Origin of the sequence: uncultured Chitinophaga sp., assembly GCF_902168175.1 — a bacterium.
Lineage (GTDB): Bacteria > Bacteroidota > Bacteroidia > Chitinophagales > Chitinophagaceae > Chitinophaga.
In genome coordinates this window covers 333,534-348,160 of record NZ_CABHOU010000095.1, presented here as the reverse complement: position 1 = coordinate 348,160, position 14,627 = coordinate 333,534, and the positions used below count along the sequence as shown (strand labels likewise).

The 14,627-nt window shown below is 48.7% G+C and carries 14 protein-coding genes; 4 read left to right on the top strand and 10 right to left on the bottom strand.

Annotation, left to right across the window (positions count from 1 at the left end; translation table 11 throughout):
- Nucleotides 1-120 precede the first annotated feature (120 nt).
- The 7 genes from paaN to QZT80_RS22670 form a co-directional block, all read right to left on the bottom strand.
- Complete coding sequence (gene paaN, locus QZT80_RS22700; protein ID WP_295127710.1) at nt 121-1,746, bottom strand: phenylacetic acid degradation protein PaaN; 1,626 nt, start codon at nt 1,744-1,746, stop codon at nt 121-123.
- A gap of 73 nt (nt 1,747-1,819) precedes the next feature.
- Nucleotides 1,820-2,908, bottom strand: coding sequence for a tetratricopeptide repeat protein (locus QZT80_RS22695; RefSeq protein WP_295127708.1), 1,089 nt, complete (start codon nt 2,906-2,908; stop codon nt 1,820-1,822).
- Between the two features lie 106 nt (nt 2,909-3,014).
- Complete coding sequence (locus QZT80_RS22690) at nt 3,015-4,238, bottom strand: DUF1015 family protein (protein ID WP_295127706.1); 1,224 nt, start codon at nt 4,236-4,238, stop codon at nt 3,015-3,017.
- Between the two features lie 538 nt (nt 4,239-4,776).
- A complete protein-coding gene (locus tag QZT80_RS22685) occupies nt 4,777-5,316 on the bottom strand; it encodes an SUKH-4 family immunity protein (protein WP_295127704.1) in 540 nt (179 codons plus the stop codon).
- Nucleotides 5,317-5,376: 60 nt separating this feature from the next.
- Nucleotides 5,377-7,227 carry a hypothetical protein gene (locus QZT80_RS22680; RefSeq protein WP_295127702.1) on the bottom strand — a complete coding sequence of 617 codons (1,851 nt, stop codon included), beginning with the start codon at nt 7,225-7,227 and terminating at the stop codon, nt 5,377-5,379.
- On the bottom strand, nt 7,227-8,123 hold the full coding sequence (locus QZT80_RS22675) for an SMP-30/gluconolactonase/LRE family protein (RefSeq protein WP_295127698.1): 897 nt from the start codon (nt 8,121-8,123) through the stop codon (nt 7,227-7,229). The genes QZT80_RS22680 and QZT80_RS22675 overlap by 1 nt, the downstream gene beginning before the upstream one ends.
- Before the next feature lie 33 nt (nt 8,124-8,156).
- Nucleotides 8,157-9,011, bottom strand: a complete 855-nt coding sequence (locus tag QZT80_RS22670) for an AraC family transcriptional regulator (protein WP_295127695.1) — start codon at nt 9,009-9,011, stop codon at nt 8,157-8,159.
- Nucleotides 9,012-9,096: 85 nt separating this feature from the next.
- On the opposite strand from QZT80_RS22670, the gene QZT80_RS22665 reads away from it, so the two are divergent.
- Nucleotides 9,097-9,489 carry a DoxX family membrane protein gene (locus QZT80_RS22665; RefSeq protein ID WP_295127692.1) on the top strand — a complete coding sequence of 131 codons (393 nt, stop codon included), beginning with the start codon at nt 9,097-9,099 and terminating at the stop codon, nt 9,487-9,489.
- Nucleotides 9,490-9,504: 15 nt separating this feature from the next.
- Here QZT80_RS22665 and QZT80_RS22660 read toward each other — a convergent pair whose 3' ends face one another.
- Nucleotides 9,505-10,401 (bottom strand): LysR family transcriptional regulator, encoded by an 897-nt coding sequence (locus QZT80_RS22660; protein ID WP_295127689.1) that lies wholly within the window; start codon nt 10,399-10,401, stop codon nt 9,505-9,507.
- A 115-nt stretch (nt 10,402-10,516) separates the two neighbouring features.
- On the opposite strand from QZT80_RS22660, the gene QZT80_RS22655 reads away from it, so the two are divergent.
- Together QZT80_RS22655 and QZT80_RS22650 are read left to right on the top strand one after the other, a co-directional pair.
- Nucleotides 10,517-11,632 carry an alkene reductase gene (locus QZT80_RS22655; RefSeq protein WP_295127686.1) on the top strand — a complete coding sequence of 372 codons (1,116 nt, stop codon included), beginning with the start codon at nt 10,517-10,519 and terminating at the stop codon, nt 11,630-11,632.
- Between the two features lie 92 nt (nt 11,633-11,724).
- Nucleotides 11,725-12,444, top strand: a complete 720-nt coding sequence (locus tag QZT80_RS22650) for a hypothetical protein (protein ID WP_295127683.1) — start codon at nt 11,725-11,727, stop codon at nt 12,442-12,444.
- Nucleotides 12,445-12,469: 25 nt separating this feature from the next.
- Here QZT80_RS22650 and QZT80_RS22645 read toward each other — a convergent pair whose 3' ends face one another.
- Entirely contained in the window at nt 12,470-12,718 is a 249-nt protein-coding gene (locus QZT80_RS22645; RefSeq protein WP_295127680.1) for a hypothetical protein, read from the bottom strand.
- A gap of 163 nt (nt 12,719-12,881) precedes the next feature.
- Complete coding sequence (locus QZT80_RS22640; protein ID WP_295127677.1) at nt 12,882-13,865, bottom strand: GlxA family transcriptional regulator; 984 nt, start codon at nt 13,863-13,865, stop codon at nt 12,882-12,884.
- 142 nt (nt 13,866-14,007) lie between these two features.
- Here QZT80_RS22640 and QZT80_RS22635 point away from each other — a divergent pair, with 142 nt between their 5' ends.
- Nucleotides 14,008-14,607 (top strand): dihydrofolate reductase family protein, encoded by a 600-nt coding sequence (locus QZT80_RS22635; protein ID WP_295127674.1) that lies wholly within the window; start codon nt 14,008-14,010, stop codon nt 14,605-14,607.
- Nucleotides 14,608-14,627 lie beyond the last annotated feature (20 nt).

The window sequence follows — 14,627 nt, the reverse complement described above, 5'->3', positions numbered from 1 at the left end:
CATACTTTTTACTGTAGCGAAGACTTGCTTCTCTTTGTTCGCAATGACGGGGAGGGAAATGCGGCTGAAGGGAGTGACACAACGGCGGCCCAATCAAAGTCCTACTGCCTGCCCCCCCAATTAATTCACCTGCGTTCTGTTACCTATCCACACAAAACGTTTGAGTATAAACTCGGGATTGGTAAAACTGGCGTTGCCAGCGGGATTACCGCCCGTTACATGAAAGTCTGAAAACGCGGCGTGCTGGTTCACCCAAATGAAACCGGTGAAGTTGAACGATACAGGTGTAAACACGCTGTTCATTTCCTCTTCTATTTCGGCCTGCACCGCAGCATTGGTTGTATAAGCCGCACAGGTAATAGCGCCGTGTTTACGTGCCATTTCCTTCGCCAGCTGAATGCTCTCGGCTGTATCTTTCGTACGCACCAGCAATATCACCGGACCAAATAACTCACGCGCATACACGTTTTGCTCTTCCGCAGTGGTTTCAAGTATTGTAGGCGAGCAGGTACGGGCTTTCCCAAACTCTTCGTTGTTTACCGGACCACCGCCCAGCAACACTTTTGCGCCCAATGCCCCTGCTTCCTGCGCCCGTTTGAACGTTACTTCACTTTGTACTGCCCCCAACGTACCCGCGCCCATTTTTGGATTGTTCACCAGCGCGCTCACGGCATCTCTTATTTTACCGGCTACTTCGTCATATATGTTAGCAGGAATAAAGAAGTTCTGCGGTGCTGTACACATCTGCCCTGAATACAAACTTACGGCAAACGCCAGGTTCTGCGCCATAGCGTCCATATCAGGCGCGGAATCAATGATCACGGAGTTTACACCGGCCTTTTCGGTAAACACGGTTTTACCGCGCAACTGCTCTACATAATCACCAAAGGCCGATCCGCCTGTATAATCGATCAATGTTACATCGGGATGTTCGCACAGCTCCTTCGTATTCAAATGCTCACTCGTATCGGCCGCCAACTGGCATAACAGCGGATCTACGCCATTTTCCTGCAACACTTTCTGTATGGCCGCTACTACGATAGCGATCGGCAATACGGCCTTTGGATGTGGCTTTACGATTACAGCGTTGCCTGTAACCAGGTCGGCATACAGCCCGGGCAGCGAGTTCCATACCGGGAAGGTGGAACAACCTATTACCAGACCAACGCCTTTGGGCACAGCTTTAAAATGTTTATCGAGTTTAATGCTGGACTTGCCCATTGGCTTTTCCCAGGTAAGCTGTCCGGGATAACGCTGTAGTTCCTGGTAACCCATAGCAATCGCTTCAAGGGCACGATCGTTCGCATGCGGACCGCTGGCCTGGAAGCTCATCATATAGCTCTGACCGGTGGTGTGCATGGTCGCATAAGCGATCTCGAAAAAGTGTTTTGTAATGGCTTCCAACGTTTCGGCCAGTATGGCGGCACGTTCTGTAACCGGTAGTTTCGCCCATTTTTTACCCGCTTCTTTAGCGGCTATTACCAGCGCATCGGCCGGCACAATGGGGTAACTTACCTTTAGCGGTTCCAGGGTGTAAGGCGATACTTCCTCGCCCTGCCAGTTATCCGAATCCTGTAAAAGGCGGTCGAATGGCTGGCCCAGCATTGCTTTAAAAGCAGCTTCGCCGGCAGCGGGCGCCTCCTCGCCGTACGCTTTGGGATGCTCAGGATACTGGGCGTAAAAAGTTCTTTCGTGGCTGGCTTTTACGGCCTTGTCTAAAATGTTTTGGTGTTTTGCAAAGAGCATATTCATCGTGGATTTATAAATGCAGGTATTACAACTAAGTTAGGTAATAATTGCACGTAAAAATCACACGGCGCTACTGCCTGCCCACCACCAGTTTGCTGGTATTATAGAACTCAGATGCCCGTAACTTCAGGGGATTGTTACGCTGATATTGCATAAATGCGTCGTACTCCTGCTTGTGCGTGCCGGTCCAGGCTTTGTAGTCGGACTGGTTGCTTACCGGCCCGAAAATCCATTGGTTATAGGCCTCGAACATGCCTTCCTTCAACAGTTTGCGCTGAAAGTCGAACAGGGCAAAGGGGTATTTAAGACTGTAAAAGTTGTACCAGTCCAGCAGGAAGCGGGTACGCAGCATTACCAGGCCTTCGGGCTCAATGCCGGTCATGACCACGCTTACGTGTTTGGCCATAATCTTACGAAAAGAAGCGGCAAAGTCGGCGTCTTTAGGCGCTTCATTCTTTTTGCTGCCTTTCGTAGGCACATCCTCCGGAATACTGCTGAATATCGCCGGATCGTCGAATAGTTTTTTATAACATTCTACCAGTATCTGCCTTACTTCGGCGGTACGGGTGGTATAACTCTCAAGGTTTACGAAGGTTTCGCCGTAAATGATAGGCCATGTAGGGTCTTTACTGTAGAACATGGCGGTAGCAGCGTGGTAGTAGTTACCAGGAAAGTTGGGGTCCAGCTCAATACCTTTTACCCAGGTTTGCAGCGCCACGTCGAAGTTCTTCAGGTTCAGCAGCAGTTCGCCGTAATCGTTATACAGCTCACCGCTTTTCGAAAACTTCTTTAATCCCTTTTTGTAGATGCGTTGTGCGCCGTTATAATCGCCCCTGGCCTGGTAAATGTTTCCCGCAATCTGGTACACCTGCGCATCGGCCTCTCTTTTTTCGAGCAGGGGATCGATGATGCTTTTAGCGCGGGCAAAATCGCTTCGCAGGTAGTAAGCAAAGGCCAGGTCTTTACGCATCTGGAAGTCATTGGGGTCTTGCTGAATGGCCTGGTTAAGCACTAAAATAGCATTGGCGTAGTCGCCGCTGCGCATAAAGTTCTTAGCCGTAGCATGCAATTCAGTTGCATCCTGGGCTACTACCCGGTCCACGAAAAAGGTGCCTGCAATGATTAAAATCCAGATTCTTGCTGCCTTTTGCCACGTCATACTCTAAAAGCGTTTTGGTAAAATTAAGTAAAAATTCAGGTGGGATAAGGACAATAACGGCGGAAAAGCAAACGCTTCCCCGCCGTTAAGATAGGAATTATATGAATCAGATCACGTGTGTCAGCAATCCGTCTCTCAATTTGGGCTCGAACCAGGTGCTTTTCGGCGGCATCACATTACCACTATCAGCAATATCAAAAAGCTGCTGGATGGTTACGGGAAACAGCGCAAAGGCCACGGCCATCTCTCCACTGTCCACTCTCTTCGCCAGCCCCTCCAATCCCCGGATACCCCCAACAAAGTCGATCCTTTTATCGGTACGCTGATCTTTGATACCCAGGTGTTTGTCCAGCACATTTTCCTGCAAAATAGTAACGTCCAATATACCGATCGGGTCGTGGCTGTACGTGCCTTCCTGTGCCACCAGGCGATACCAGGTTTTGTCGATATACATACTAAACTCGTGCAGCACAGATGGTTTATGGGGGTGATGCCCCACTTCTTCCACTAAAAAATCGTACTCCAGGCGCGATATCAGTTCCGCCTTCGACAAACCGTTCAAATCTTTCACCACGCGGTTATAATCTAAGATCGCGAGCTGACTTGCAGGAAAGATGGTCGTGAGGAAGTAGTTACCCGCATCGTCCGTATTCCCACCCGCCTTATTCACCAATGCAGCCGAAGCCGCCCGATGGTGCCCGTCAGCGATATAAGTAGCCGGTACTTTTTCGGCGAACAGGCTGGTAATTTCTTTGATTACATCCGCATCTTTCACTACCCATATGGTATGACTAATACCATCGGCCGCTGTAAAATCATAAGCCGGCTGGTTTTTCATCCAGTTATCGATGATCACGTTCAGTTCCGGCACATCGTTGTAAGCCAGGAACACGTTACCTGTTTGCGCACGTGTTGCGGTAATATGATTTACACGGTCCTGCTCCTTTTCAGGGCGGGTAAACTCGTGTTTTTTTATGATCCCGTTATTATAATCGGCAATCGACGATCCGCAAACCAGCCCGGTTTGCGCACGGCCATCCATTACCAGTTTATAGATGTAATAGTAAGGCTCAGGGTCCTGGAACAGCGTGCCTTCCTGCGTTAAACGCTGCAGGTTTTCCGCCGCCTTTTCATAAACAGCACTACTATGAACATCCGTCGCCTCGGGCAAATCAATTTCGGATTTCGACACATGATAGAAAGAATTCGGATTGCCGGCAGCTTCGGCTTTTGCTTCCTGGGAATTAAGCACGTCGTACGGACGGGCGGCTACATCTTTAGCCAGTGAAGGCTGGGGGCGTAAAGCGCGGAACGGTTTGATACTTGCCATGTCTGTCGTTTCTGTTTAATGTTCTCAAATTTAACGAATGCGGCAGTCAATCTTAAAAAATGAAATAAGATAGGGTAGCCAGCCGCAGCATTTCAATTCAGCCGCCGTTGTGTCACTCTCTTCAACAACGGGAACTAGGCTGAGCATTAACAAATGCCCTGCCGTAAATGCGGTTTGCCCTTAAAAAGTGTAATTAAAAAACTGTCGCAACCACACCCGTGTTCCAAATTCAGGCCTAACCGTCCGCTTACGTTCCGCTTCACCATGCTTTCAACATGCTTTATCGAAGCTTATCGGCTTATCGGTATGTAAACCATAGCTAACCCGTAGATAACCCGTATCTATATAGGTACGGAGTATCTACGGGTCAAATACGGGTTAAATACGGGTTAAATACGGATCAACTGACAAGGATATGACAAAGGCCGAGGGAGCAGGCGGCCATACTGCCGGGCACGACAGTAAGGGCAATAGAAATGGCAAAAGCCTGTTCCTTCGCGGTTCAGGCATGCCATGTATTGCTTAAAAAGCAGGAAAATCAGGCGTTAGTGCGCTCCCATTCCAGGTATTCCAGTTCGCCGGTCCAGAAAGCACCATTCTCCACGCTGCGCTTATCGGTTTTGCGCAGTTGGGTTTTCAGCTTTTGTAACTCGGCATCGGTAAACCTCCGGCCTCCGTTTTCGGCGGCGAGGAAGTCCTGGTAAGTCATGAGGCAGCGGGCAAATTGCAGAATGGAGGCGTTGATGAATACCCGTTCGAACGACTGGTCGTGGTTCAGGTATACGATCTCGTTTTTGCGGGCAAGGTCTATACATACCGGGTCGCCGGAGCCGTTGGTGCCTAACATCAGGTAGTTGTCGAGTTCCTTTTCCTCGGTGCCCAGCACCTCGTTAACTGTTGAAATACGCTTGTCCACGAACTTCTCGAACGCGAGACAGGGTTCGCAGTCGGCAGGTAAACCACAGTCTTTTAAAAAGTGAACGGTTTCGGGCGATAGGCCCGGCCTGGCCAATTCGGCATTACTAAAGGCATGTACGGTTTCGGTATAGGATTTCCACAGGTTTCTGGTCAGTTGCATTCTATTACTACATTAAACTTAATCTAAATATAATAATTATTTAACAATTAACCAAGGGCTTTATTTAACGGTGAGCACAATATTTACGTCATTGTCGGTTACGGCAAAAGGCATCGCTTCCAGGCCGGGAACGAAGTTGAACAGTCTTTTTCCGCTTACGGGCATCTGTATCAACGGCTTATCGGCTGTCAGTCTTAACACCGCATCTTTCCTAAACACTTCTACTGCCTCGCCCACCTTTATTTTTTCGGTGGATGGGGAAATAATGGGAACGATCACTTTCACGTCTTTTCCCCCATCATGCTTAAAATGAATACTTACTTTATCTGCTGTAAAGCGATAAGTAATGTCGCAACGTACCTCTCCAGAGGCTGGGTTTTGCAAATTTCTGTCTACCAACCGCGAGGTGGTGCGCACTTCCACATCCCCTATTACCTCCAGTGTAGCGCTGTAGTCGTTGATGTTGGTGTAAGTCTTGCCGCCCTCCTTCAGCTCTATCCTCGGCGTTAAGGGCATCGACAGCGGATCGGCATCTACATGCTGGTTATGCGATTCGAACAACTGGTACTCGTTCATACTGGCCGAGAGGATAATGCCGGCCTTATCGTGCCACAACATGGAAAGCGCACCACCGGAAGCATGACCGGCCCTGAACTCTTTGTAAGGCCTGTCGTACGCCGTAACCGTTGCCCTAAACCCGCCTTTGGCTACCAGTACGGTTTGTATATCGCTGTAAAAACGACTGCCATATGCTTTGGTACGCGGCAACACCGCCTGTTGTTTGGGCGCATGTATACCATGATCTAAAATAGTAACCAGCGCTTTTATGTGGCAAAAGGTATGGTGCAGGCTTATCACCTGGCCATGACTGCCATAATGCAGGCCGCCCTGCAGCAAACCATCTTTGGTACAGGCTTTTAGTAATTGTGTATTCCTTAAGGCCACCTGGTAAAACACAGGGTTCCTGTCGGCCATCAGCGCAAAGGCTGGCTGGCAGCCATCTGACGTGCGACTGCCCCAGTAAGTCCATTTGTAATTGCGGGTACCCCAACTGTTATCCCAGCCACCATCGGGCAACATGAACTCCATATGGGTTTCCATCATGCGGTTTACTACGCCCAGTACTTCTTCATCTTTCGTTAGTAATCCATATTGTACCAGTGAGGGTAGCGACTCTTCCACATTGTAGCCCAGATCTACGGAGAAACAGCCTTTCGCACTGGGTTTGTCCAGCGGACCACCTTCGCCGCCCAGGAACTTATCTTTAGGTGTTACGTAGGTTAATACCTTGTGCGCAAACTCACGGCCGCGTTGTTTAAAACGCGGTTCATCCAGCAGTTCGCCCAGCAGCGTTAGTGCGTAGGAGGCAGCTACCGGGTAGTTGATATTACCGTAGGAAATGGAAAAGTTGTTATAGATGTAGTCGCCGCTCTTCTTCAACCTGGCGGTAATTTCCTGCTTAAATTTAGTGTCGAGCAGGTGACCGTGGCGCATGACCGCTTCGGCCAGTGCGATGGAGGTAAACACTGTGATGCCTTTCCACGCGCCGGGCACGGGGTCGTTTAACCACGATCCGTCGGGCTGACTTACATGTTTCTCCATCCAGCGGTATAACAGTACGGAGGCATCTACATAATCGCTGTTCTTTGTAGTACCGGCCAGGTATAAAAAAGGATAGATCGCGTCGCCCATGCGGCCGTGTATCGCATTTTCAGGCCGGTAAATAAGCGTGCCGTAGTTAGGATCGTTTTTATCTTTTATCTGCAGGCCAAGTAAGGTTTTGCCCCAGTTAAGCGTAAGCTCACGGCTAAGCGTGTACAACTCCGGATGGCTACCGGCAAAGGTTTTGCCCGCATATAAAGCAGCAGCGCCCATAGCACCCTGCGCGATAAAATCCCTCCTGCTTATCATTATTCAACGCCTTTAACGTTCATCTTAATCGTGTACAACGATTCGCTGGCGGTAATTACCAGCACATCACGGTTTTTGCCGCCAAAGCACACATTGCCCACCCAGCGCGATGGCACAGCGATGTTGCCCAGTTTATTACCATCTTTATCAAAAATAGTGACACCATTACCTGCGAGGTAAAGGTTACCCTGGTTATCAAGCGTCATACCATCGGTGCTGTTGTTGCAGAAGAAGGTTTTCTCGCCTATCACCCCATCTTTCTTAATACTGTATTTATAAATTTTGCCTGCGCGTATATCCGATACATACAGGAATTTACCATCGGGCGTACCTACGATGCCGTTAGGCTGCTTTACACTATCGAGCGCTATGGCTTCTTTTTTACCTTTTGGCAGATAATAGATTTGCTGTGAGGCCATTTCCGGCTTTTTACGTGTCCAGTAATCGCGCTGGTAGTAAGGATCGGTGAAGTATATACCGCCTTTCGCATCTATCCACAGGTCGTTGGGGCCGTTTAATTTTTTGTCCTGGTAATAGCTCATCAGCACCGTTACTTTTTTGGAAGGTGTAATCGACCACAACTCGTTCTTCTCATCTGCGCAAGCCACGAGGTTTCCTTTACGATCGAAATACAAACCATTTGCACGGCCGGTTTTATCCATGAACAGGGAAAGTTGTCCGTCGGCGGCGTACTTCCATATCTGGTCGTTAGGCTGATCGGTGAAATATACATCGCCTTTTTTATTGACGGCGGGGCCTTCTGTAAACCTAAACTGTTTTGAAACCTGCTGCAGCGTAGCGCCCTGGGCCACTACTTTAATCGTATCGGGTTGCGCATAGGCACTGCCTGTTAATAGTAACAGCAGTGCAGCCAGTGTCTTGTGGAATTTAGCCATGGTTATTATTTGCAGAAAGATAGCAGGAAATAATTAAAGAAACGACACGCTTTTCGGCTGCTGTTTCCTGAAGGTGGTAGGGCTGGCACCCATCTGTTTACGGAAAAACTTATTAAGATGGCTTTCATCCGTAAACCCAAGCTCGTCCGCAATTTCCACGATGCGCATATCGCTGTGCAACAGGCGCGCCTGTATCAGTTTAATGCGGTAGTTGGTAATGTATTGCTGCATGGTTTCGTTGGTATGCTTCTTAAAGTAGCGGCCCAGGTAGTTGTCGGAAATACCAAAGTGTTTACTCACGGCTTCGGCGCGTATCTTTTCCGGGTAGTAAATATTGTTCTGGATGTAATTGAGAATATCCAGCGCCTTCTCGTCCGTATTAGCCGTTACCTGTTCAGGTACATAACGGGCTATGTTGCGGGCAACGATTACTATCAGCGTATTCACCAGCTGGCGTACCACTTCCGCATTATACAGATCGTGCTGCTGTTGCTCGCGGCGTATCCCTTCTACCAAAGCCTTTACCAGCAGTTTGTCTGGCAGGTTCTTTAGTATGCACCCCGGTTCATGATTGGCGTTTTGTAAAATATACTCCAGCCGTCGTATATCCTCTGCATGAAAAGCGTCCGACTTTATGTAGATATCATTAAAGCGCAGGAAAAAGAATTCGGTAACGCTGCCTATTTCAAAGGAGTGGCAGTCGTCCGGTGTCATGAGCATCATATGCCCGTCGTGATAAGAGAAGTTATTTTTATTCACGCACTGCGTGCCCGTACCCGATATTACGTACACCAGTTCGAAGAACAGGTGCTTATGATCGCCCTTGGGACAATCTTCCACCGTTTTGTATTCTATTTCGAACGGACCATAAAGGCTTTCTCTCTTCATGACCTAAATGTACCGAAAATAAGAAAACATGTACCTGAACCAGGTCATTTTTCCGGGACATCTTTGTGTTATCAAACAAACAGGTATGAACAATTATAGTTTTCTTATTGTACGGCTGGGCATTGGTGCCAGCATGTTCGGGCATGGACTTGTACGTATGCCCAAGTTAAATGGCTTTAGCACCTGGATGGTGTCCAGCTTTGAGAAATCGATGTTACCCGCTGCGCTGGTAACGCCTTTCAGCTATTTCCTTCCGTTTGCGGAACTCATTATCGGTATACTTTTGCTGCTGGGGCTTTTCACTACACAGGCGGCTGTAGCAGGCGGGCTGGTGATGGCGGCGCTCATATTCGGCAGTTGCATGATCGAACATTGGGACTCGATCGGTTCGCTGCTGTTGCATTCCGTTACATTCGGGGTGTTGATTGCCTATGCGCAGTATAACAGCTTTGCGATCGATAAGCTGCTTAAACGATAATTAGTAAAAGGAGGTTCAGAAGGCCTCCTTTTCAAAGATCGCCTGCACCTGCGTTATCTCCTCCGCATACATCGTCTTTTTCCGGGTACCGAAATGCAGTACGTTTTCAATTACATCATTACCTTCCCACACCAGCTTTAGCTTACCCGCCTTTATCTCTTCGCGGCATAAAAAGTCGGGGATGATGGAGAAACCAACGCTATCGCTGAGACAACGTACGATTGAACAGATGTTGGGTACAATATAGTTAGGTTTAAAATCAGGATGATGGTCGAAGTTGAGTTTCCAGAACTTCTTCAGGTGTTCCATATCGGCGGCCGTGCTGTACCAGACCTGGTGTTTCAGCCAGTCTTCCGCCTGTTCCAGTTTACCGGCCTTCAGTAACGCTTTTAATGCCTTCAGGTCGGTTTTTGCACCGCACACCATGACTATACGTTCGCGGGAAAAAGGTTTAAAGTCGAGGTTCTTTTGAACGCCTTTTTGCGGAGTGATGATCAGGTCGAGCAGGCCCTTTTCCAGATCGGCGATCATCGTTGGATATTCACCAAACTTAATGATCACGTTAAACGGCAGCGACGAAATATGTTTTTCCAGTGTAAACTGGAACGTTTCGAAACACATGCCTATGCTAATCGTGGCCCTGTCTATTTTAGAGCTTTTATGAAACAACTGTTCCGCCGATTCCAGTTTGGTAACCGGTTCGAGTATGAAGTTGTACAACACCTTTCCCCGTTCGGTAGGCACCATACGTTTGGCCGAACGATCGAACAGCTTGTAACCCGTATAGGCTTCCAGGGAGTTCAGGTGCAGGCTAACGCCAGGCTGGGAAATGTACAGCGACTGGGCAGCACCGGTAAGTGTGCCGCTATCGTATATCGCTTTAAAGGTGCGTAACCACTCGAAATTAAACATACTTCACTATTATTATTGTGATACAAAACTACTACTTATCTAATAATAATTATGATTCAAACAGGGGTACCTTTGTATCCACATCAACAAAAAAGAAGCATCAAAAACGAACATCATGTTATTCTCCTCATACAAACTGGGTGATATTACATTACCCAACCGCATCGTAATGCCGCCAATGACACGCTCCAGGGCCGCGGCAGGCGAAACAGCTACCGCTTTAATGGCTGAATACTATGGGCAGCGCGCCTCGGCAGGCCTTATCATTTCAGAGGGCACTCAAATCAGTCGCCAGGGTCAGGGTTACGCCTGGACGCCAGGTATATACACCGTAGAACAGGTAGCAGGCTGGAAGCAGGTGACCGACGAAGTACATGCTAATGGCGGCCGCATATTTGCGCAGTTGTGGCATGTAGGCAGGGTATCGCATACCTCTTTGCAACAAGGCGGCGCCGCACCGGTAGCACCATCCGCCATTACGGCACCGGGCGTTAAAGTGTTTGTGGACGTAGCGGGTGCAGGCCCGGCGGGTGGCGCAGGAGAAATGATACAACACTCTGCCCCCAGGGAGTTATCGATCGCAGAGATAGAAGGTATCGTACAAGAATATGCGCAGGCTGCCCGCAACGCCATAGCCGCCGGTTTCGACGGTGTGGAACTGCATGGCGCAAACGGGTATCTTATTGAACAGTTCATCGATTCACAAACCAACCATAGAACAGATGCATACGGCGGTACGCTGGAGAAAAGGTTACGTTTCTTAAAAGAAGTAACCACCGCGGTGGCCGATGCCATTGGTAAAGAGAGAGTAGGTGTAAGACAGGCGCCGCTTACCACCCTGATGGGCGCGGTAGACGATACGCCCGAGATCACGTACATAGCAGCCGCCAAAATATTGAATGAAATAGGCATCGCCTACATCCATATTGCAGAAGCCGACTGGGACAATGCACCGGTTATGCCAGCAGCATTTAAGGAAGCCTATAGAAAGGCATTTTCGGGTACGCTTATTTACGCAGGCAAATACACCAAAGTCCGGGCAGAAGAAGCACTTGAAAAAGGCTGGGCCGATCTGATCGCCTTTGGCCGCCCGTTCATCGCCAATCCCGATCTTCCTTATCGTTTACAGCACGATCTGCCATTGAACGAACTGGCAGCAGGCAGGCTGTTCGGCGGCGACCGGGCGGGCTATACCGACTATAAGCGGCACGAAATACTTACAACTGTTTAGCAAAAAGGCCCCTTCAGCGGGGCCTTTCTTGTGTGTAAACAGCAGTTATTCAAATTATTGTAACTTGCCGCCGGCCAGCCACATTTACATTTATGCAACAATTCCGGATCTCCGCAGAAGGTATATCCCAACTTACCAGGAAAGGCTTTTACAAATCATTCTCCATCGTGCTTTTTGCACTGGCAGCCCTGTTCGTAATGGGGCCACTGAATGTAGATACCGGTGAAATAAAAGTAACGCCGCTGTTGTTCGCCATCCCTGTATTACTGGGTGTTATGATCTACAGCATTATCCGCAGCAATAACCGGTTAAGACTGGTATTGAACCAATACAGCATACAGCTGGACCAAACCAGTATTACCCGCCGGCAGGCACAAACGCCCGAACTGCATATTCCTTTTGCAGATATATCAGGTATTTATCAAAAGAAAGATGGCATCATCATCGTAGCGGGGCGCAATGCGTCGGACCTGATCGTGGTTATGCCGGAACTGGAGGGGTACGGACAACTGTTGACGATACTTCAGAATATCCGGCCCTTTGCGCCGCTGCCAAAGGAAACGTTGTTCCAGCAATATCCTATTCATACGGCGCTTACTGCGCTGGCCATCATGATCGTTTTTTACATGACGCATAACAAGCTGGTGGCGCTGGGTACAGGTATACCACTGATCTTGCTGGCAGGCTGGGCGGTTTATAAACTATGGTCGCTGCGTGGCACAAAAAGTAAACTCAGGCGTTCTACCTGGGCATTTATGGCCATATTGCTGGTGATTATTGGTTCAGTGGCATTGAAGCTTTCAGCGCTATGAATGCAGGCAGGTGCTGTGGTTTATGCTAAAACACCCTGGCCGTAGCCACCGGCACTTCGTCCGGTAATACACTGGCTTCAAACCCATGATCATTCAATAACTCAATCAAATCCTGCGGAGGGATGTGTCCCGAAGCACACTTCACCCGAAGAATACGATCGCAGTCTTCCAGGTCAAAATTGGCCGCATAATGTTCAAATGCCGCGTGAATGCGCTCCAGCAGCATATGCGCATGATGTCGTTCGTGTACATTAGTTTTAAAGACTTCAACCATAAATCTTCGTTTTAGCGGCGTGGTAACGTTGTAGTATCAAGGGCTAACGATAATACAAACATACAGTTAAGGTTTTGTTCCGGATATGGCCGGATACGACAATCAAAGGGGGTAATTGTGACAGAGGAAAAAAGGACCGCCCTTTATGCAGGGCGGCCTGAAACTATACAGCGATCAATTCTTTGTTGTACTTGTTGCGGTATGCCAGTGGCGACAAGCCGGTAATTTTCCTGAAAGTGGTACGAAAGGCTTTCACATCAGAGTAGCCTACATCGTACATAATTTCGTTGATGTTTTTGCGACTGGTTTCGAAGCTCTTTTTAGCCGCCTCTATCTTTACCCGCTGGATGTATTCGGTAACCGTATTGCTGGTCGCCTTTTTAAAACGGCGCTCAAAACTCCTGCGCCCTATAGCCAGCATATCCGCCAGCTGATCAACCGAGATCTTTTCATCAAAGTTCTTTTCGATGAAATCCTGTGCTTTTTTCACCTGGTCGTCGTCGTGCGACTTTTGCCCTTCGAACATAATAAACGGCGACTGGCTATGCCGGTCGATGTCGATCATAAAGGATTTGGAAGCCAGTATAGCCATTTCGCGGCCGGCAAACTTCTCGATAAGGTACATGATCAGGTTGAGGTACGAATAAGCCCCGCCGCTGGTGTATATACCGTCCTCGGCCGTCATTATCTTATCATCCACCAGGTTTACATCGGGGAACATGGTGCGAAATTCGTGGGCAGTACGCCAGTGCGTAGCGCATTGTTTGCCGCTTAACAGTCCGGTAGAAGCCAGGAAGAACGCGCCAATACAGAAGCTGGCCACTTCGGCTCCGCCACGGTACTGGTTAATAACCCAGGGAACAAAGTCCTGGTTTTGCACAAGTGCTTCCTGCATATCGCCGTGCATAGCCGGAATAATCACCAGGTCCGTTTTTTTCACATCGCCAATCAGCACATCCGGGTGTATTACATAAAGGCCGTTACGTTGGGAGGTATCGGCATCGAGGCCTACCAACTGCACTTTAAATATCGGTTCACGGCCCATGGCTTTCATAAAACCGTTCACCTCTGAAAATATCTGGTGCGTACCATCTATGTTGGGCAAACTGGTATGACCGCGTGGAATAATTATGGAGATGTGTTTCATAACCATAAAATTAACTAAAATATTTGTCGCAAACACCGCCTCTTATTGGCGCATCTGCCCCCTGCCAAACATCAATACCAGCGCTACATTTGTACCAGCAGTATCCCTCCAAATTAGATGTTGGAACACTAAAAGAACAAGCATGAGAAGAATTATTTTCCAGACGATGATATCGCTGGACGGCTTCTTTGAAGGACCGCACCATGAGCTGAACTGGCACGTAGTAGATGATGAGATGAACGAGGTAGCCATTGACATGTTAAACCGCGTAGATACCATCATTTTCGGCCGTATTACTTATGAAATGATGGCCGCCTTCTGGCCCACTTATCACTCTATGGACAGCAACGCTACCGTAGCACACAAGATGAACAACCTGAACAAGATCGTTTTTTCGCGGACCCTGCAGTCGGCAGAATGGAAAAATGCAGTATTGATACAGGAAGATGCAGCCCCGGTACTGGAGCGCCTTAAAAGGCTGCCTGGTAAGGACATGGTGATCATGGGCAGTTCGCAGCTGGCCGCCAGTCTTATTCCCCACGACCTGATAGACGAATTCCGTATACTGGTGGCTCCCGTAGTTTTGGGAAAAGGACACACTCTTTTCGAAGGCATGCACGACACCTATAAACTTAAACTAACCCGCGCCCGCATGTTACGTTCCGGTAACGTAGTGCTGTATTATCAACCGGAAAAAAGAATAAACCGGCTTACTGTTACTTACTCCGCCAAACTTGGATAAAACAAGGGCGCCGCTCGTTA

Bases quoted from the DNA above. Each gene is read 5' to 3' on its own strand.
- QZT80_RS22685 (WP_295127704.1), bottom strand. From the start codon at position 5,316: ATGCAACTGACCAGAAACCTGTGGAAATCCTATACCGAAACCGTACAT.
- QZT80_RS22660 (WP_295127689.1), bottom strand. From the start codon at position 10,401: ATGTTTAATTTCGAGTGGTTACGCACCTTTAAAGCGATATACGATAGC.
- QZT80_RS22665 (WP_295127692.1), top strand. From the start codon at position 9,097: ATGAACAATTATAGTTTTCTTATTGTACGGCTGGGCATTGGTGCCAGC.
- paaN (WP_295127710.1), bottom strand. From the start codon at position 1,746: ATGCTCTTTGCAAAACACCAAAACATTTTAGACAAGGCCGTAAAAGCC.
- QZT80_RS22670 (WP_295127695.1), bottom strand. From the start codon at position 9,011: ATGAAGAGAGAAAGCCTTTATGGTCCGTTCGAAATAGAATACAAAACG.
- QZT80_RS22680 (WP_295127702.1), bottom strand. From the start codon at position 7,227: ATGATAAGCAGGAGGGATTTTATCGCGCAGGGTGCTATGGGCGCTGCT.
- QZT80_RS22690 (WP_295127706.1), bottom strand. From the start codon at position 4,238: ATGGCAAGTATCAAACCGTTCCGCGCTTTACGCCCCCAGCCTTCACTG.
- QZT80_RS22645 (WP_295127680.1), bottom strand. From the start codon at position 12,718: ATGGTTGAAGTCTTTAAAACTAATGTACACGAACGACATCATGCGCAT.
- QZT80_RS22695 (WP_295127708.1), bottom strand. From the start codon at position 2,908: ATGACGTGGCAAAAGGCAGCAAGAATCTGGATTTTAATCATTGCAGGC.
- QZT80_RS22640 (WP_295127677.1), bottom strand. From the start codon at position 13,865: ATGAAACACATCTCCATAATTATTCCACGCGGTCATACCAGTTTGCCC.
- QZT80_RS22635 (WP_295127674.1), top strand. From the start codon at position 14,008: ATGAGAAGAATTATTTTCCAGACGATGATATCGCTGGACGGCTTCTTT.
- QZT80_RS22675 (WP_295127698.1), bottom strand. From the start codon at position 8,123: ATGGCTAAATTCCACAAGACACTGGCTGCACTGCTGTTACTATTAACA.
- QZT80_RS22655 (WP_295127686.1), top strand. From the start codon at position 10,517: ATGTTATTCTCCTCATACAAACTGGGTGATATTACATTACCCAACCGC.
- QZT80_RS22650 (WP_295127683.1), top strand. From the start codon at position 11,725: ATGCAACAATTCCGGATCTCCGCAGAAGGTATATCCCAACTTACCAGG.